The organism is Acinetobacter sp. S54 (assembly GCF_016624945.1).
Taxonomy (GTDB): Bacteria; Pseudomonadota; Gammaproteobacteria; order Pseudomonadales; family Moraxellaceae; genus Acinetobacter.
On sequence record NZ_JACVUI010000005.1, the window covers coordinates 122,641 to 139,756 of the forward strand.

The 17,116-nt window shown below is 42.3% G+C and carries 22 protein-coding genes; 20 read left to right on the top strand and 2 right to left on the bottom strand.

Annotation, left to right across the window (positions count from 1 at the left end; translation table 11 throughout):
- Positions 1–13: 13 nt before the first annotated feature.
- Positions 14–967: a hypothetical protein gene (locus IAE20_RS10010; protein ID WP_200482240.1), complete on the bottom strand. Its 954-nt coding sequence runs from the start codon at positions 965–967 to the stop codon at positions 14–16.
- Between IAE20_RS10010 and IAE20_RS10015 the strand changes: the two genes are divergently transcribed.
- The 12 genes from IAE20_RS10015 (at position 966) to IAE20_RS10070 (ending at position 10,482) form a co-directional block, all read left to right on the top strand.
- A complete protein-coding gene (locus tag IAE20_RS10015; RefSeq protein ID WP_200482241.1) occupies positions 966–1,733 on the top strand; it encodes a DNA adenine methylase in 768 nt (255 codons plus the stop codon). The two genes, IAE20_RS10010 and IAE20_RS10015, sit on opposite strands and share 2 nt — an antisense overlap.
- 215 nt (positions 1,734–1,948) lie before the next feature.
- The gene (locus tag IAE20_RS10020; RefSeq protein ID WP_200482242.1) at positions 1,949–3,574 is read left to right on the top strand and encodes a DUF935 domain-containing protein; all 1,626 of its coding nucleotides are present in this window, start codon (positions 1,949–1,951) and stop codon (positions 3,572–3,574) included.
- Positions 3,528–4,886 (top strand): phage minor head protein, encoded by a 1,359-nt coding sequence (locus IAE20_RS10025; RefSeq protein WP_227610985.1) that lies wholly within the window; start codon positions 3,528–3,530, stop codon positions 4,884–4,886. Before IAE20_RS10020 ends, IAE20_RS10025 begins: the two co-directional genes overlap by 47 nt.
- Positions 4,887–4,999: 113 nt before the next feature.
- Positions 5,000–5,479 (top strand): phage virion morphogenesis protein, encoded by a 480-nt coding sequence (locus tag IAE20_RS10030; protein WP_200482243.1) that lies wholly within the window; start codon positions 5,000–5,002, stop codon positions 5,477–5,479.
- A 90-nt stretch (positions 5,480–5,569) separates the two neighbouring features.
- On the top strand, positions 5,570–6,652 hold the full coding sequence (locus IAE20_RS10035) for a phage protease (protein ID WP_200482244.1): 1,083 nt from the start codon (positions 5,570–5,572) through the stop codon (positions 6,650–6,652).
- Positions 6,652–7,065 (top strand): hypothetical protein, encoded by a 414-nt coding sequence (locus IAE20_RS10040; protein WP_200482245.1) that lies wholly within the window; start codon positions 6,652–6,654, stop codon positions 7,063–7,065. Before IAE20_RS10035 ends, IAE20_RS10040 begins: the two co-directional genes overlap by 1 nt.
- A complete protein-coding gene (locus IAE20_RS10045) occupies positions 7,062–7,970 on the top strand; it encodes a Mu-like prophage major head subunit gpT family protein (protein WP_200482246.1) in 909 nt (302 codons plus the stop codon). The genes IAE20_RS10040 and IAE20_RS10045 overlap by 4 nt, the downstream gene beginning before the upstream one ends.
- A gap of 3 nt (positions 7,971–7,973) precedes the next feature.
- On the top strand, positions 7,974–8,399 hold the full coding sequence (locus tag IAE20_RS10050) for a gp436 family protein (protein ID WP_200482247.1): 426 nt from the start codon (positions 7,974–7,976) through the stop codon (positions 8,397–8,399).
- On the top strand, positions 8,393–9,007 hold the full coding sequence (locus tag IAE20_RS10055) for a phage protein Gp37 (protein WP_200482248.1): 615 nt from the start codon (positions 8,393–8,395) through the stop codon (positions 9,005–9,007). Before IAE20_RS10050 ends, IAE20_RS10055 begins: the two co-directional genes overlap by 7 nt.
- 3 nt (positions 9,008–9,010) lie before the next feature.
- A complete protein-coding gene (locus IAE20_RS10060) occupies positions 9,011–9,274 on the top strand; it encodes a hypothetical protein (protein ID WP_200482249.1) in 264 nt (87 codons plus the stop codon).
- Positions 9,250–9,669, top strand: a complete 420-nt coding sequence (locus tag IAE20_RS10065) for a hypothetical protein (protein WP_200482250.1) — start codon at positions 9,250–9,252, stop codon at positions 9,667–9,669. Before IAE20_RS10060 ends, IAE20_RS10065 begins: the two co-directional genes overlap by 25 nt.
- A 12-nt stretch (positions 9,670–9,681) precedes the next feature.
- Positions 9,682–10,482, top strand: a complete 801-nt coding sequence (locus IAE20_RS10070) for a phage tail protein (protein ID WP_200482251.1) — start codon at positions 9,682–9,684, stop codon at positions 10,480–10,482.
- Between the two features lie 30 nt (positions 10,483–10,512).
- Here the strand turns inward: IAE20_RS10070 and IAE20_RS10075 are convergent, their stop codons facing one another.
- Positions 10,513–10,770, bottom strand: a complete 258-nt coding sequence (locus tag IAE20_RS10075; RefSeq protein WP_200482281.1) for a hypothetical protein — start codon at positions 10,768–10,770, stop codon at positions 10,513–10,515.
- Between the two features lie 90 nt (positions 10,771–10,860).
- Here IAE20_RS10075 and IAE20_RS10080 point away from each other — a divergent pair, with 90 nt between their 5' ends.
- From IAE20_RS10080 to IAE20_RS10115, 8 genes are all read left to right on the top strand, one after another.
- Positions 10,861–11,235 (top strand): hypothetical protein, encoded by a 375-nt coding sequence (locus IAE20_RS10080; RefSeq protein WP_200482252.1) that lies wholly within the window; start codon positions 10,861–10,863, stop codon positions 11,233–11,235.
- A 16-nt stretch (positions 11,236–11,251) separates the two neighbouring features.
- Positions 11,252–11,575, top strand: coding sequence for a hypothetical protein (locus IAE20_RS10085; RefSeq protein WP_200482253.1), 324 nt, complete (start codon positions 11,252–11,254; stop codon positions 11,573–11,575).
- A gap of 23 nt (positions 11,576–11,598) precedes the next feature.
- Entirely contained in the window at positions 11,599–11,790 is a 192-nt protein-coding gene (locus IAE20_RS10090; protein WP_200529621.1) for a hypothetical protein, read from the top strand.
- Positions 11,791–11,793: 3 nt separating this feature from the next.
- A complete protein-coding gene (locus IAE20_RS10095; protein ID WP_200482255.1) occupies positions 11,794–13,962 on the top strand; it encodes a phage tail tape measure protein in 2,169 nt (722 codons plus the stop codon).
- A gap of 76 nt (positions 13,963–14,038) precedes the next feature.
- Positions 14,039–15,226, top strand: a complete 1,188-nt coding sequence (locus IAE20_RS10100) for a DNA circularization protein (RefSeq protein ID WP_200482256.1) — start codon at positions 14,039–14,041, stop codon at positions 15,224–15,226.
- Positions 15,216–16,271: a phage baseplate assembly protein gene (locus tag IAE20_RS10105; RefSeq protein ID WP_200482257.1), complete on the top strand. Its 1,056-nt coding sequence runs from the start codon at positions 15,216–15,218 to the stop codon at positions 16,269–16,271. The genes IAE20_RS10100 and IAE20_RS10105 overlap by 11 nt, the downstream gene beginning before the upstream one ends.
- The gene (locus IAE20_RS10110; protein ID WP_200482258.1) at positions 16,268–16,744 is read left to right on the top strand and encodes a phage baseplate assembly protein; all 477 of its coding nucleotides are present in this window, start codon (positions 16,268–16,270) and stop codon (positions 16,742–16,744) included. Before IAE20_RS10105 ends, IAE20_RS10110 begins: the two co-directional genes overlap by 4 nt.
- 8 nt (positions 16,745–16,752) lie before the next feature.
- A complete protein-coding gene (locus IAE20_RS10115; RefSeq protein WP_200482259.1) occupies positions 16,753–17,115 on the top strand; it encodes a phage GP46 family protein in 363 nt (120 codons plus the stop codon).
- Position 17,116: the final 1 nt, after the last annotated feature.

Below are 17,116 nucleotides of genomic sequence, written 5' to 3' on the forward strand. Positions count from 1 at the left end.
GAAATTGCAATGTTCAATAATAAGTTTGAGGGATTTTCTGAATGAAGGATTTTTCTGTTCCATCAAAATTCTTCATTCCAAATTCTATTTTAAATACTTGAATCTGTAATTTATCATATGAATCAGTATAGTAAATTCTTAGGTAGAGTGTATTCTGCTCTAATTCCATTATAGGTTTGGGAAAGCCAGTATTTAATTGTATAGCATTTAATTTTTCGAGGTTGTAATCCAAAACATCGAAAGTCGTTCCGTTTAATAAAATATCAGCTCCATTTTCTTCATAACTAATGGTAAAAAAAACGCTTCTACATAAGGCTCTACTATTTTTTAACTTAAAAGATATATCAAAATCAAAAAAATTCTCTCCAAGAGAAGGTACTGACTTTCTATTAATATACAAATCAAAAATATGAAAATATGGTTGACTGTCTATAAGCTTTTGATGGGTTGATAAACTTATTTGTTGGATTGTTTGGTCTAATTCACTTTTTGCAACGTTCACTAATTCAGTTTGTTGTTTAACACTTTCTGAAAGTTCATCGGCTTGTAAACGTAAAGCTTCAGTATTCTGTTTTAACTCTTGACCTTGTTGATAATAGCCAAATACAAGCCATAAAAATGCTAATGGTGAAAAAACACCAGCTAAGAAATCTCCTTTCTCACTAAGTTTTAAATCAATAAAATCTTTAAAATTAAAGAAAAAATGTAATGCTAAATATAAATAAATAATGGTAGTTACTGACGTAATAATCAGGGCTAAATTTTCTTTAATTTTTTGCATGGAAGCATTTCCGTCTAATGCAATATTTTCATAAATAAAATAATTCAAAAACGAGGTGACGATTTTACGGTCAGGTAAAACCGCCCCCTTTGGTAAGTTGTCTACCGCAGGCTCAGCCTCGTTACCCTGTACAGAGTCATTCGAGGCTATCATTTTTTGAAAAGCTTTTGCAGTAGGTGAAAACATGAAAACCAAGCCTATTATCCCGTGGCAAGGTGGAAAACGTCGTCTTGTGTCGCAACTGATTGAAAAAATGCCAGAACACCAGTGCTATGTTGAATTATTTGCTGGTGGCGCAGCATTGTTCTTTATGCGTGATGAGCAATCCAAAGTTGAAATTATTAATGACATCAATGGTGAATTGGTGAATCTGTATCGTGTCGTTCAGCATCATCTGGAAGAGTTTGTTCGTCAATTTAAATGGGCAATTATCAGTCGGCAGATGTTTGAGTGGTTGAAAGCAGCCAGTACAGATTTAATGACAGATATTCAACGTGCAGCACGATTTTATTATTTGCAGCACACTGCGTTTGGCGGAAAGAATGTGGGACAAAACTTTGGTACAGCGACAACCTCAAAAGCTCCGAGCTTTTTGCGCATAGAAGATCAATTGACTGAAGCTTACTATCGACTCGCTGGGGTAACAGTTGAAAACCTGAGTTGGGATAAATGTTTGCTGAAGTATGACCGTCCTCATAGTTTTATGTATGCCGATCCACCGTATTGGAAGCTAGCTGGTTACGGCATGGACTTTGGCTTAGATCAATACCAGCGCATGGCTGAGTTGATGAAATCCTGTCGAAGTAAAATCATGCTCTCTATTAATGATCATCCTGAAATGCGAGAGGTCTTTGCAGAGCTGAATATTTCAACGGCCTCAATTAAATATACTGTGGGTAATACTGAGCAAAGTCGGCAAACAAAACAGGAGCTGATCATTACCAATTACTGATTTAAAGAATTTATACATTTATAAATCTTTATAAATGCGTTTTTAGCGGTTTTAACATGATTCTGCGTCAATGATGCCAGATTCAATTTTAAATCGCTTAAAACGCAAATTGTGGCGATTCAATTTTTTCTAAAAATCCAGCGGAAGTATTTCCGCCTGCTTTCAACCTTTTCCATTTTTTATGCTGACTTAAAATCCACAATTGTATTTTCGTCATGGCATCAAAAAAATCTAAGTCATCCAAACAAGACCGCACTGCGCTAGAAACTAATCAGACCGCAGAAATCGCATGGCTTGCAAATCAGTGGCAAGAACATCCGACGGTCGGCCTCACACCTACATTACTTCATCGTCTGCTGACCGATGCCGAGCAAGGTAATCTAACGGCTCAGGCCGATTTATTTTCGGATATGGAAGAAAAAGATGCACATATCTTTTCTGAGATGGATAAGCGTAAAAAGGGTTTGAATGGTCTGGAGTGGAATGTTACGCCGCCAAAAAATGCCACGGATCAAGAAAAAAAGATTGCTGAAGAAGTCACTGAATGGATGGATGACATCAAAGACTTTGAGATGTTTCTGTTTGATGCGATGGATGGCGTCGGTCATGGTTATAGCTGTCAGGAAATTGAATGGCATCAAATGGGCAGCTTGTGGTTACCTAAGTCTTTTGAGCATGTGAATGCCCGCAACTTTATGACGCCTTATAGTCAACCCAACGAGTTACGACTCAATGATGGTTCACCAGAGGGTGCGGATTTTTGGGATTTTGGCTGGTTTATTCATCGGCATAAAGCCAAGTCTGGTTATATCGCGCGTTCGGGGCTGCATCGGGTTTTGTCATGGCCATTTCTGTTTAAAAACTATGGTATCCGCGACATCATGGAGTTTCTTGAAATCTATGGCCTGCCAATCCGTGTCGGTAAATATCCCTCTGGTGCAACCGCTGAAGAAAAAATGACTTTATTACGTGCAGTCATGATGATCGGACGTAATGCAGGTGGTGCAATTCCGCACGGCATGAGTATCGAGTTTGAGTCTGCTGCCACTGGCGACACTGATAATCATATGTCTCTGATTAAGTGGTGTGAACAAAGCCAATCCAAAGCTATTGTCGGTGGGACATTGCTCAGTCAAGCAGATGGTAAAACCAGTACCAATGCGCAAAGTAAAACTCATGAAGTGCAGTTCGATAAACTGGTGAAGTCTGATGCAAAGCAGCTCAGCCGATCTATTACAGACAGTTTGATCAGCCATATGATGCGTCTGAATTATCCGAATATTACTGAGGATCGTTATCCAAACTTTGCCTTTGATACCTCAGATATTGAAGACATGGAGACCTTTAGTAATTCGTTAGATAAGCTGGTCAAAGTGGGTATGCGAATCCCGCGCAGTTGGGCGCATGAGAAACTCGGCATACCTGAGCCAGCAGATGACGATGAACCTGTTTTAGGTGTGCAGACTGAACAAACTACCCCAAATTTGGCAGCGAACAATCTACTTTATGCAGGTCTTCAGCATAATTTACTGGCTGCACTGAGTCAGACCACCACTTCAAACCCCGCTGAAGCTGCTGCGATCCGCGGCCAGATGCTGCTGGATGATCAGATTCAGCAAAATATTGATAACCAGCATTTGCAAAATCAAGCTGAACAGATTTTACCGCAACTGCTTGCCAAGCTAAGTACCGCTGATGATATCGATGGCGCGCTGGCCATGCTGGCTGAAATTTTTCCTGAACGTGGACTGGATGGCTTGCAATCTGATCTGGAGCAACTGATGTTTGCCAGTGATGTACTTGGGCGGTTGTCTGTCGATGCAGGTCGCAGCCGTGGATAAGCCTACGCTTCAGGCGTTATTTAGACAGCCGCCGCGTCGGGCAATTGAGTATTTACAACAAAAACAGGTCATGCCCTCAGAAGACTGGTGGCGAGTTCAGGGCGATGCACATAACAAGTCATTTGTGATTGCGCACATGACACAGCTTGATCTGCTGGAAGATATTCGACAGTCGCTGGTCGATGCACAAAAAAATGGCATGAATTTGAAGCAATGGTCTGAAGTTGCTGAACAGAAAATGAAAGCCCGTGGCTGGTGGGGAAAGCAAGAAATTCAGACTGAAGCTGGTACACGTGAAGTGCAACTAGGTAATGCTTACCGCCTGCGCACGATTTACCAGACCAATATGGCACAGGCCTATGAGGCTGGCCGCCAGTCGGTGATGTGGAGCGAAGACAAGCTTTTTCCTTACGTCCAGTATAGCGCGATTTTAGATAATCGAACCCGCCCACGGCATCGAGCATTGCATGGCGTAGTCATGCGTAAATCTGATCCAGCTTGGCAAGCCATTGCCCCGAAGAATGGTTATAACTGCCGCTGTACCACGATTGAGCTGATGGAAATGGATGTTCAGTCGCAAAATTTAAAGGTGCGTGACAGTACCGGTTATTTTCGTATTGATGAGGTCGATGTCGGCAATGGAGGTATTGCAACCGTTGCACGATTAGATTTTCCAGATCTGCCAGCGTTTAGCACCGATGCTGGTTGGGTGGGTCGTCCCGATGCCAACATGACACAGCAACTACTGGATAAAGCGTTAGTCGCTGAGCCTAAAATTGCTTCGACTGTGGTTCAACAGACTTTTAAAAATCAGTCAGTCGTCAATGCTTACAATGAAGAAATTAAACAATGGATTAAGTCAGTTGATCCAGCGCGACCTCGTGGGGATATGAAGCCCGTCGGTGTTTTTCCTAAACAATTTATCAAGAAAATAAAAGCCCATTCAGGCATTGAGCTTGAAACCGCAGTCATTACGGTACACGACAAAGACACCATCGCGCATATTTCAAAAGAGCGTAAAAAGCATGATCATGACTGGTTTGCTGACATTGTAGAGCATTTAGTACAGCCGCATGATTTATATTGGGATGTCAAACATGGCAATGCAGCTTTAGTATTTGATGTTGAAGATGGTCAGCATAAATATAAGCTGATTGTGCAATTAAATCGTCAAAATAAAGGTCGTGTCGACGGTGAGCGCGTCAATACGGTTGGTAATTTAATTCGGACGATAGTAGTTGAGGAAACCAGTAATTTTGAGAATGGCCACGATTATATTTATTTGGATCATTTTAATGGCGAAAAAAAATAGACGGTGCTGGGACTCGAACCCAGATAGACGAAAGCATTTAGCTTCCGATGGCTTCCTATCGCCTACAACCGTCTTACCCAAAATTCTAGCTTAAATTATAGGCAGGTGCAATCATGTCAGTGATTCAACTTCGTGACGAAAATGTCGTTCAAACCCTGAATAGGGCTGCATCTGGTTTAGTGAATCCTGAACCTTTAGCCGCAGCACTTGAACGGGTCTTGGTTAGTCAGTCTTTGCAGAATTTTCATGCCAATGGTCGTCCAGCGTGGGCTGGGCTTTCGCCAGTAACATTAGCAATTTATCGTCGGCAAGGTATTGTGCCACAAGGTATTTTGCAACGCTCTGCGGGTGGTCTGCGTGATAGCGTACAAGGTGATCATGATTCGACATCGGCAACCGTTGGCGCTGGATCGGGAAAAAGCACAGATTATGCAGCCATTCACCAATTTGGTGGCATGGCAGGTCGTGGTAAGAAAGTCCGCATTCCAGCGCGACCTTATTTGCCAATGGATGATGCTGGGTTTTTACAACCTGAAGCAGAGACAGCTGTTGAATACACTGCACAACATTTTTTAAGCCATTTGTTTGATTAAAGCTATTTCAATATTCAGCGGAAACCTTTCCGCCTGATCTTCTTATCTCCTGCATTTTAATCTCATAACATCATTTTAAAAGTTGATGTTATGACCGATTCAGTTCTTGTAGCTCAATGCTCATTTGATTTAACCGCCTCATCGGATCAAGCCGATTATTTGGTGTTAGTGCCTGAGGGTGTATTTAGGGGTGTCGATGGACGTCCTTTTGATGCGCCGCATTGGTTACTCACTCCAGAGCGTGGTCGTCAGATTGTAGCAGCATTGAATCAACGCAACATTGATATGGTCATTGACTATGAACATGCCACTTTAAAGAGCCAAGTTTCGGGTGAACCTGCACCTGCGGCTGGTTGGTTGAAATCCGAAAGTTTCAGGTATATCGATGGAGTCGGAATATGTAGCGCCCAATTTGAATGGCTGGATAAAGCAAAAGGTTTTATTGAGTCGGGAGAATATAAATATTTATCGCCAGTACTTTTCTATAACAAGCTTGGCGAAGTCTTAGCATTAATCAATGTCGCTCTAACAAATACCCCTGCATTAGATCAGTTGCCCGAAGCCAAGCTTGCTGCGGCAGCTCAGGAATTTTTTGCCTTAAATAATGATGAGGATTCAACAATGAAAGAGTTTTTAGAACTCATGCGTAAAAAACTGGGGCTAGCTGAAACAGCCACAGATGAAGAGTTTTTGGTGGCTGCAAATAGTGCATTTACTAAGCTTGATGATGCATTCGGAACAGCTTTCGTCAAGTCTGAACAAACCCTTGTTGCAGCTATTGAACAGGCTATAGAAGTCAAAGCTGCTGCAAATAGTCAGACCACGCCAGATCCTGCGAAATATGTACCGATGGCAGTTTATCAGGAAGCCGTTGCCAAAGCGGGTAACGCTGATGCCGCGGTTAAAGCCAAAGAAATTGACGATTTGATCGTTGCTGCCTGTAGTGATGGTCGTTTAACAGGTGAAGCAACCATCAACTGGGTAAAAGATCAGGCTAAAACCAATCCTGATTTTGTCAAAGCTCATCTTGAAGGTTTGCCAAAAATTGCGGCGTTGTCTCAACGTCAGACTGAAACTATTAATCTTGGTGGCGGTCAGCAACAGAAACAACTTACTCCAGAAGTTCAGCAAGTCGCGACTTTGATGGGTATTGAAATTAAGGCAGGTGAATAATGAAAAGCCTTTTACAGAATGGAGTTGATCGTAATACGCCACGTCGTGAACTCGGATTATTCGTTGTACCAGTAAAAGCAGGTGCAATCATTCGTGCGGGATTCATGGTGTGTGTCGATGCGACTGGTTACGCAATCGAAGCGACTGCCAATCCTGATTTAATTTATTTAGGACGGGCCGAGGACGGTGTGGAAGTAGCTAGCGCAAGTAATGGTGAATTTACGATTCAGGTACGTACACATAATGCATTTTTCTATGCAAACAGTAAAACCGATCCAGTGACACAGGCTTCATTTTGTCAGCCTTGTTATATCGAGGATGGTGAAACGGTGGCTGCAACAGATGGCACGGGTACGCTATCAAAAGCTGGACGTGTGGTAGGAATTGAACAAGACGGAGTATGGGTCGAATGAATATTAACGGTGCAACATTAGACGCTTTGTATTTGGGCGTTAAAACAGTATTCAACAATGCTTTCACTGCGACTCAAACCGAGTGGCAAGAAATTGCGATGGAAGTCCCCAGCTCTGCTGCGTTTGAGAATTACAAGTGGCTCGGCAATATTCCACAAATGCGCCTTTGGGTTGGCAAGAAGAATATTCAAAAACTGGATAAATATGACTATGTCATTAAGAACCAGTCATATGAAGCAACGATAGAAATTGCCCGTGATGATATCGAAGACAATCAAATTGCAGGCTTGAATATCCAAGCAAGCTCTGTCGGTGAAAGTGCCAAAAAACATCCTGATCAGTTGGTCTATCAAGCGGTGAATGGTGGGTTTACCAACAAATGTTTTGATGGCCAGCCATTTTTCTCAGCCAACCATAAAGTAGGTAAAACCACCTTTGGCAATAAAGGCACTAAAAAACTTTCTAGTGCGACTGCGGCAGCGGCTGATGCATCCATTGGTGCAGCAATTCGAGCACTTGAAGAAATTACGGATGAAAACGGTGAATCTTTAGGTGTTAAACCTGTGATTTTGCTTGTGCCGCCTGCTTTGCGAGCTACCGCAACACGTTTGATGAATAACGAAAAATTGGGTGATGATTCTGAAAACCCATATCGGAATACAGCGAAAGTAGTCGTGTCTGGTCGTATTAAAGATCCTAACCATTGGTTCTTACTCGATACATCTAAACCTGTAAAACCTTTTATTTATCAAAAACGCAAAGCTGCACAGTTAGTACGTTCAACTGGTTCTGATAGTAGTAACGTCTTCATGGAAGGTGTGTATTACTACGGTGTTGAAGCTCGTGGCAATTCAGGTTATGGCTTCTGGCAACTTGCTTTTGGTTCTGACGGTACGGAGGCATAAGTCATGTATGCAACGGTAGATGCGATGCTGCGAAAATTCGGGGAACGTGAGCTGATCCAGCTCACAGATACTGAAGCCCCGTATCAAGATGTAATTAATTACGACAAGCTGAATGCTGCACTCGCTGAAGCGAACTCGGAAATTGACGGTTATCTTGCGAGTCGCTATAAACTGCCGTTGCCTGCTGTGCCACCATTTTTAGAAAACATCGGCTGCAACATGGCACGTTACCATGCTTGCACGGGTGCTATCTCTGAAAACGATCCGATCAAAACCCGTTATGACAATGCAGTGAAGTCCCTTAAGGAAATCGCCAAAGGTACGATTGCGGTTGGTGGTACACCTGCGGGTGAAGCTGCTCCAGTTAAAACCTCTAATAATGTGATGTTCCAAGTCGGACGTCATGACTGGGGAGGCAAAGGATGGTAGACCTCAATCTGTCAATTGTTGAGCAAGGCATCAAGTCTGTGATGGCTGAGCAGATTAAAAATCGTGAATGGCCGTGGATACGTGAAATTAAGACCTATGGTGGTGAATTTGATGATGAAACACTGGCGTTCGTTAAAACTTTCCCTGCGATCTGGGTGACTTATCAGGGTTCAACATCTGAAAAAACCAGTCATAACAAAACCGAGTACAAATCCACATTCGTTGTATTAGTCGGTGCGCATTCACTGCGTAACGAAGAATCCCAACGTCATAGTGTCGGTGCGGATATCGGCACATATGAAATGCTGGATCGTGTACAGCGTCTACTCAGCGTCAATGATTTATCCAGCCAGAATATTAAGGGTTTGGCTCCATTGGAAATGGGCAAAACTCGAACCATTTTTAATACGACAACTCGTGGCCAATCCATCAGTGTGTTGGCACAAGAATTTACCACGCAGTATGTGATTCAGGCCTCAGATAGAGACAGAGAAGAAGCCGAAACGGATGCCATGCTGACACACGTCAATTTCAATTATTACTTTGATCCAAAAGATTACGGCATCACTGAAGCTGATGCTTCCGATCTGGTCAAACTGAAGGAATAAATTATGTCGATCCCTCCACTTAAAACACCAGGTGTTTATACCGAAGTGAATATCAATACTCAGCGGACTGGACTAATTGCCAATACGCAGAAAGTTTTATTTATCACTTTTGATACCAATAGCCCAGATATGCCTATCTCTATCTATGATAAAGCTGCTGCCGATGAAGCATTTGGAGTAAATTCGGAAGCGGGTCGTATGATTACGGCTGCAATTAAAACAAACAGAACTGTGGATGTGCAATGCTTGGGAAAGTCGGCGACGTGAGTGAACCTAATACTCCGCTTGGCTGTGAAGGTTCAACTTCCGAAATCATCGTAGGATTAATTACTGGCAGCGGAATCCTTGGATTTTCGGTTAATGACCAGAGTTTGGGTTTCTCTCGTCCATTCCGCGACGGAATACCTGCAATCATGGCAACTCACGGTATTTCAATGACTGCGCTTGATGAGAATAACAACATTGTGACTCAAGAAAATTCATCAGATTTTTCAAATGCTGCGCGCGCTCACTTTGTCAATAACTCGAATGAATACAAACGAATTCAAATTGAAATTGGTGATGCAAGTCAAGTTAAAACAAATTATACGCCCGCAAATGCATCATTTAATTTTGATACTGTCACTCAAATCACGACATTTTGTTTAGCCCCAGCTAATTAAAAGGAAATAAACATGTCTATTCAAGAAACAATCGCCCCGTTGGGTCATACCATCATCGCGTTATCAGCGCCACCCGCTACTGGAGCAGACACACTGGCATGGATCAATCACTTAAACTCAGTGAGTGATGCAATCAATCAAAAACCAGCGATTTTAGTTGTTCCATTCTCTAATGTGGATGATGCTGAAGACTTTGCAGCACAAGCACCCGTCGAAACCAGTTACCGAGTGCTTTGTGTTTGTTACCACGGTGCTGAGGGTCAAGAGCCAGAACTTGCAGGCGCTATGGCCGCAGCTCTCGCTGACTCTGCCGACCCAGCATTGCCATTCAACGGTGTAAACCTGATGGGTATCACCCCCGTTGAAGATCAATATAAACTGACCTTTGAACGTGTTGAGGCTGCGCTGAACAACGGTGTTTGTATGATTCAAACAGGTGCTGACGGTTTACCAGAGATTGTCCGAGCTGTATCAACGTATCGAAAAAATCCAGACTCAGGTGAGGATGATGATTTAATGCTGGATATCAATGCGGCATTGACCATTGATTACACACGTAAAGTCATGCGTGTGGCTGCATCGAAAGAACGTCGTCGGAAAAATACAGCTGCTGCGCGGCGTAATCTGCGTTCAGTATTTCTAACTGAAGCTCAAAAATTAGAAAAAGCTGAAATTCTTGAAAATGTGACTGCTACCGCTGATCAATTGACTGTAATTCAAGATCCAGATAATAAAACGTGGGCGCGAGCTAAAATTCCAGCCTACTGGGTGCGTGGTATGCATATTATTGATGCTCAAATTGATGTGTATTAATCTGAAAATCGTTTTCAAAATTAAGCCCCGTCAATCGGGGCTTAAACATACTTCAGCATTCTGCCAAAATTTCTTTTTCAAATTTTTAGCTATAAGATAATCTGCATCTTGATAATTTGTGAATGATTTTGCTTCAGCTTTATTCGCAGTCCAACTGTATGTGGTTTGAGGCATAATTTGCTGATTTAGTTCAAAATCAGAATAGCCATCCTCAGCATAATCATAATATTCTGTCTGGCTTTGTTGTTTTAAATATAAGCCATCTTTTTTGATGTAATACAACCTCATGCTATTTCTCACAATAAATGGAAACGTTTCCGCCTGATTTAATCATGTCAATAATTTAACAATAAGTCATCTTAAAAAGAGGCTTTGAAAATGGCTGAAGATTCAGTTGGCTATATTATTTTAACTGTAGACGGACAGGAATATGACTGTTCATCGATTAATCCCAAAAAAAACTCAGGTAAACGCCCTGTTCCCACAATGAATAGCACAGGTGAAGTGAAATATAAGTCACGTGGCATCAAAACTTATTCATTAAGTATTAGTGTTGTCATTCCAGATGGTAAGGATTTGAACTGGCTTGAAGTCGAAGATGCGCGTTTAAGCATCGAATCCGAAACGGGTAATTTCCGTGAAACCTATATCGATTTTAACGTCCAAGACGTTTCTGACTCATATGAAGTGAATGGTGAAACTCGTCGTACTTTAGAGGGTTTTGCGTTGTCTTATATCAATGAAACGCTTTAAGCATAAGGACTAGAACATGATTCAAGTTGAAGGCACGTTACCTGTTGCAATCCCTGTAGTTATTGAACATGCAGCCACAAAGTTACGAAAAATTGTAATGCGTCAGATGACTGCAATTGAGTATTTGCAAGCTCAGACAGGTATTAAAGAAGGCCAATTTATTGCGATCGCTGATTTATCTGCTATGACAAAATTAGTGGATGAAGTTGGTACAGTTCATGAAATGACTTATGAAATGTTAGGTAATTCCTCTCGTTCTAACCTTGAATATTTACAGGGCAAACGTGCGGAACTGGATGCAAAGGAAGCAGCCGAGAGTTCCGAGGCGGAGCCAGAATAATTCGGGCATTGCTTCAGATCGGTGTGCCATATCAAGAGGCTATTCATATGCCGCTTGATATGGCGATTGCTCTTTTAAGTGATGAGCGGCTTGATAATACTCATCAGCGAAAACCAAAAGAAAACAATGTCCCCCCAGTAGCTACCAGCAAAAACTCTGAAGGCACAACCTATGTTTCAACCAAGCGTAAATTTTCAAAGCCAAAGCAGGTCTAGTCTATGAGCAAAAATACAACCGTTTCATTGACACTCCAGATCAAAGGTCAGCAAGCATCTCAAGAGATGAAACGAATCTCTGATCAGCAAGTCACTACAACAACAAAGATTAATCAACAGTGGACTCAGATCGGCAATGCTCAAGCTAAATTTGTTAATACTGCAAAGGCTGGAACACGGGAAACGATCAATACTGCCCGTGCTGGGGATCAGCTTTTACGCACAAACAAAATGCTTGAGCAGGTACTACGTCAGCAATCGATTCAGACTAAGTTGCAAGGTCAACTGTATAAGCAAAATGTAGCATCGGCTCAACAGCTTGCAAACTGGACAAAACAGATTGAGCAATCAAGTAAACGTACTCAGCAGCATGTACAGCAAACAGCTGGATCGATGGGCTTGTTGCAGAAAGGTGGTGCTTTGGCTACAGGTGCAGCGGCTACAAGTGCAGTAATTTCAACGTCTTTGCAAAAGCCACGCAATTATGATCAGCAACTTACATATATCGCTGCAACTGCTACAGGTGGACAAGGTATGTCTACAGCAGCACGTCTCGCAGCGCGTGGTCAATTGAATGAATATATCAAAGGAGCTGTGCGTAGTGGTGGAGGTACACGTGAAGATGCCGCTGAAGCTGCAAATACACTGATTGCATCAGGTAAGTATGATTTAGGCAATGTCAATGCTGCCTTAAATGCATCTGTTAAAACTGCTTTTGCGACTGGTGCTTCTGCCAAGGATGCTGCAACTTTAACAACACGTTTAATGGATTTTGGTGTTAGTGATTTGCAAAAAGGACATGATATTGCTGTCCGTGGTGGTCAATTGGGTTCATTTGAATATAAAGATCAAGCAAAATGGCTGGCACAACAGATGGCGGCCGCTAAAACTATTGGTTATTCAGGTGAAAAAGGTCTAGTTGAACTCGTAGCAATGAATCAAGTTGCAATGTCTACAGCGGCAAATCCAGATGAGGCTGGTAATAATGTTGTCAACTTGCTTACTAAGCTTTCTAGTCGTGAGTTTAGTAAATCTATCGGTGATGAAGTCAAAGTCCAAAAAGGAGATCCAACTAAGCTTGAAGGTAAGAAAAAACCTCATGAAGTTTTTGACTGGAATACTTATTTAATTCGACAAAGAGAACAAGGTGTACTAGGTGTAGAAGCTTTTGTTAAATTACTTGAACGTCAGTTTGCAAGTAGTAGCCAATATCAGGGGCTTAAGAATAAAGCAATGAATCCAACCAATTCAAGTGAGTTAGAGCAGACTCTGCAAGATATGACTAATATTGCTGAAGGTGGAGAAATTGGAAAAATTATTGCAGATCGGCAAGCTTTGATGTCTGCATTAAGTGTTGTCTATAAAAAAGATGAACTTACTAAATTACGCAATGAACTTCCTAATGCAGGGGGGACAACTCAAGCTGATTCATCTATGGTACGGCAGACTGAATGGGCTAAGGATTTAGCAGCAAATCAAGAGGCATTGTTTGCTCAAACTACTGCTTATAATTCGTTATCAGAAGTTTTAGGTAAGGTCAAAGATGAGGCTGTAGACTGGGCGCGGAAACATGAAGATTTAGCTGGTGCAGCATACGGAGCAACAGTTGCTTTGGGTGCCCTAGCTGCTGGTGCGACTATTACTTCTGTGTTACGTGGCGGTAAAAATCCAGATTTAATTTCAACTGGTGATGGCAAGCCGCCTCCAGCTGTAGGGCGTGACCCAATCACGAACCTCCCAAAAAATGCCAAGCTACCAACGACTACAGTAAAGCCAAATGTTGGCGCAGGTGGTGCATTCGGCCTAGTAGGTGCAGCCTATGCGGGTTCTCAATTTATTAAACCTTATGATGATGCAGGCTATAATTTTATCTCGCAGGTGCTTTCTAAAATTGGAATTGGTGATGGTGGTGAAAGTCCTGATTTTGTTCAACAAGCTATTGATAAAAATAAAGAGCAACAAGCTCTATTGCAGCAGCAAGTAGCTGAACAACAGCAGCAAAATCAACTCAGTCGCGATATGATTGGTAAATTAAACACATTAATTAATGTAACTGGACAGAATAAACCTACCTTCTCTTTTGGCGGTTCTCTTTTAGATGGCATTTCCCAAAATGCCCAACAACAAGAAAAACGCCACGGTGCGCCACCACCTTATATGATCGTCAAATAAATTTGATGGAAACGTTTCCGCCTGATCTAAAACCGACAACTTGTCAGAATTAACCTCATAAATATGAGGTTTTTTTATGGGCTGGGATACTGATCTACAAGATGCGTCATTTCGTGGAGTACCGTTTGAGTGTACTTCTACAGATACAACTGCATCAAAATCTTTATCAATTAAACAGTCGCCTTATTCAGATAAAGCCAATGTCGAGGATATGGGCAACGACCCGCGTAAAATTTCCATTAACGCTGTTTTTACTGGTTCAAATTATAAAACGAGTTTAGATGCCCTTGTCGCCGCAATGGATGCCACGGGATCAGGTGAATTGATTCATCCAGTTGACGGTGTGATGCAAGTCTATGCGGTCAATCATACCGTGCATCACGATGCTGAAAATCCTGATTTCTGCACGGTATCACTTGAGTTTATCCGTGCTGACGGCAAAAAAGATGCTTTATTTATTCCTGTTGTTACCCCTACATCTATCGACCCTGCCAGCATTATTGAAGCACCCGCCAACGGTTTAAAAACGTATTTAGAAAAGCTTCAGCTCGGTGACGATAATCGGTTTTTTACTGTTGTAAATAATATCCGCAATGGGATCAATACAGCACGGAGTTATCTGGGTCTAGGTAAAACCACGATTGAAAATATTTTAGAGCCTGCAAGCTACATGGTTGGTTTGGTGGATGATGTCAGTAAGCTGGTGACTTTTGATACTTCAATATCTGCAATTTCAAAATGGCGTGATCTGGTTAATCGAGTTGGTCGTTTTGAAAAGGTTTTTCAAAATGATGATGCGCCAGCTCCTCTTCAGCAAGTTTGGCGCGCAACACAAGTTGCTGCAACGGTTGCAGTGACTCAGAAAATCGTGGTGAATGTTCGTTCTGAGATGGCTCAGAACAATGAAGTCAGTCTGACACCGATTGATTTAGCTGTGATCCGCCAGCAAAACCGTCAAACAATACAAAGTGCAATCAATGCAGAACGTTCACAAAGCGAAATCGATGTCGCATTTACTGCGGTTACGCAAATCCAAGTCTATAAAGAGCTTGCAGATACATTGCATCTTCAAATTCAGGAATTGATTCAAACACGCCCACCCATCACCAGTACCAAAATTATCGTACCTTGCACGTTGCATTGGTTAGCGCATCAGCTTTACCAAGATTACAGCCGTGCCGATGAAATCCGTCGTTTAAATCCTGATTTGCAGAATCCTGCAATTTTGCTCACTGGCATGGAGTTGACCGTCTATGCGCGATGAAAATGGCAATGAAATTAAACTGGTTATCGGTGGTATCGCTATCACAGCTTGGGATGAAGTTTCGGCTGATAGTCAGATCGACACGCCCGCAGAAAACTGGAATCTAACTCTGTATCAACAAGACGGATTATTACTGCCAGCTTCAATTCAAGGCGGAGTCAAAGTTCAACTTTATTATGCTGATCAACTAATTTTGACTTCGATTGCAGACAAAGTTTCTGAAGGTGTTAATCGCGATGGCTATGGCCTGAATATTTCTGGCCGTGATCTGGCTGGCCAACTCATTGACTGTTCAGTGCCTATATTCAATGGTCGCCAAGTCACTTTAGAAGAATTACTGAGTAAATATGTGCTTTCAGGTGACTTAGGTTCACTCTTCTCAAACGTCAAAATCCAAAACAATAGTTGGCTGAAGAATAAAGTTTCTGTCGAACCAAGTGAGTCGCTTTGGGACGCGATTGCTAAAGCTGCTGCGGTCACTGGCCAACATGTCTGGCTCGACCCTGATGCCACATTAAATGTTGGTGATCCATTCGCTAATCCCTACCAAGTTAAGACGCCGCTGCGCCTAATTAAGCCATTGGACAATTCTAACAATGTCTTGTCACTGAGTTATGACAACGATGTTTCCAATGTTTTTACCCAGTTCAAGGTTTTAAGTCAGGATGCCAAGGGTCAGCATGTTTTATCTGAAGCGACTGCATCAACTCAATACAGCTATAACCGCTTAAAAATAGTGACTCTGGGTGATGTAGAAACCCAAGCTGAAGCAGACGCAGCTTTGGCAAAAATCAAAAAAGACAATGACTTTGAAGCCTACACGCTGACAGCGACGGTTGCTGACTGGTTGGTGGACGGCAAGCTGTGGTCGACTGGCTGCTATGTCAATTTAGAAACCAATGCCATCAGTCATGCCACGGCAAAATGGGCTGTAGTGGGTTGTACTTTTATGCTCTCTCGCTCAGGCGGAAAAACCACCAAACTTTTACTAAAACGCCAAGGCGATTGGGCGCAGCCGCTAGTCTACAAGGAGAAAAAGTCATGATGCATGCTATCTCTCAGCAAGTCAAAAAAGGCCTTGGGCAAATCCGTCAAGTGTTCCAAGGCATTGTGGCACGTGGTGGCTCAGATGTACTTCAGCTCACAGGTTATGCGGATGAAACACTGCAAGAAGTTGAGCTATTTCAACAGGTCGGCTTTAGCTCTCATATTCCTGAAAATGCCCGTGTCATCGTAATTCCGCTTCAGGGAAAAACAGCTAAATCAATTGTGGTGGCAACTACCGCAGGCGAGATTCAGATCAATGTCGATTCAGGCGAAACCTGTATTTACGACCAGTTCGGTCATAGTGTCTGGCTGAAGCAGGATGGGACGCACGTCACAGGTGATTTATTTGTAGATGGAAATATCTCATCGACTGGTGATGTGTCGGATCAAAAAAGTTCAATGCAGGACATGCGTGACAAATATAACCAGCATACCAATGGCAATACGCCTCAACCAACTCCACAAATGTAGGTGAAATAATGGCGAATATTAATTTAGAAACAAAAGATTATGTACTCATCAGCTTAGATGCTGCATTTATTAATGATGACGTGCAGTGTGTTTGCCAAAGGTTGAATATCCATCGTGGTAAATACTGGGCTGATCCGAAAGTGGGTAGCCGTTTTTATTTACTCAAACGCTCCAAAGACTTGGCACGTAATGTCTTGCTTGCAAAACAATATGCTGAAGAAGCACTTTTGGATTTAGTCCCGTCGCGATTTCAAACAATTGTTGTCAATGCCACACAAAGCGTGAAAAGCCGTGTTGATCTTGCCATTGCTGTGACACGTTTGACAGGTGAAACACAAACTATTCAGTACTTTGTCCCAGTAGGTGGTTGAT

Coding starts and splice junctions, on each gene's coding strand:
- IAE20_RS10115 (WP_200482259.1), top strand. CDS start 16,753: ATGGCGAATATTAATTTAGAAACAAAAGATTATGTACTCATCAGCTTA.
- IAE20_RS10010 (WP_200482240.1), bottom strand. CDS start 967: ATGTTTTCACCTACTGCAAAAGCTTTTCAAAAAATGATAGCCTCGAAT.
- IAE20_RS10060 (WP_200482249.1), top strand. CDS start 9,011: ATGTCGATCCCTCCACTTAAAACACCAGGTGTTTATACCGAAGTGAAT.
- IAE20_RS10085 (WP_200482253.1), top strand. CDS start 11,252: ATGATTCAAGTTGAAGGCACGTTACCTGTTGCAATCCCTGTAGTTATT.
- IAE20_RS10055 (WP_200482248.1), top strand. CDS start 8,393: ATGGTAGACCTCAATCTGTCAATTGTTGAGCAAGGCATCAAGTCTGTG.
- IAE20_RS10110 (WP_200482258.1), top strand. CDS start 16,268: ATGATGCATGCTATCTCTCAGCAAGTCAAAAAAGGCCTTGGGCAAATC.
- IAE20_RS10095 (WP_200482255.1), top strand. CDS start 11,794: ATGAGCAAAAATACAACCGTTTCATTGACACTCCAGATCAAAGGTCAG.
- IAE20_RS10025 (WP_227610985.1), top strand. CDS start 3,528: ATGTACTTGGGCGGTTGTCTGTCGATGCAGGTCGCAGCCGTGGATAAG.
- IAE20_RS10065 (WP_200482250.1), top strand. CDS start 9,250: ATGCTTGGGAAAGTCGGCGACGTGAGTGAACCTAATACTCCGCTTGGC.
- IAE20_RS10040 (WP_200482245.1), top strand. CDS start 6,652: ATGAAAAGCCTTTTACAGAATGGAGTTGATCGTAATACGCCACGTCGT.
- IAE20_RS10105 (WP_200482257.1), top strand. CDS start 15,216: ATGCGCGATGAAAATGGCAATGAAATTAAACTGGTTATCGGTGGTATC.
- IAE20_RS10050 (WP_200482247.1), top strand. CDS start 7,974: ATGTATGCAACGGTAGATGCGATGCTGCGAAAATTCGGGGAACGTGAG.
- IAE20_RS10100 (WP_200482256.1), top strand. CDS start 14,039: ATGGGCTGGGATACTGATCTACAAGATGCGTCATTTCGTGGAGTACCG.
- IAE20_RS10045 (WP_200482246.1), top strand. CDS start 7,062: ATGAATATTAACGGTGCAACATTAGACGCTTTGTATTTGGGCGTTAAA.
- IAE20_RS10015 (WP_200482241.1), top strand. CDS start 966: ATGAAAACCAAGCCTATTATCCCGTGGCAAGGTGGAAAACGTCGTCTT.
- IAE20_RS10075 (WP_200482281.1), bottom strand. CDS start 10,770: ATGAGGTTGTATTACATCAAAAAAGATGGCTTATATTTAAAACAACAA.
- IAE20_RS10080 (WP_200482252.1), top strand. CDS start 10,861: ATGGCTGAAGATTCAGTTGGCTATATTATTTTAACTGTAGACGGACAG.
- IAE20_RS10030 (WP_200482243.1), top strand. CDS start 5,000: ATGTCAGTGATTCAACTTCGTGACGAAAATGTCGTTCAAACCCTGAAT.
- IAE20_RS10035 (WP_200482244.1), top strand. CDS start 5,570: ATGACCGATTCAGTTCTTGTAGCTCAATGCTCATTTGATTTAACCGCC.
- IAE20_RS10020 (WP_200482242.1), top strand. CDS start 1,949: ATGGCATCAAAAAAATCTAAGTCATCCAAACAAGACCGCACTGCGCTA.
- IAE20_RS10070 (WP_200482251.1), top strand. CDS start 9,682: ATGTCTATTCAAGAAACAATCGCCCCGTTGGGTCATACCATCATCGCG.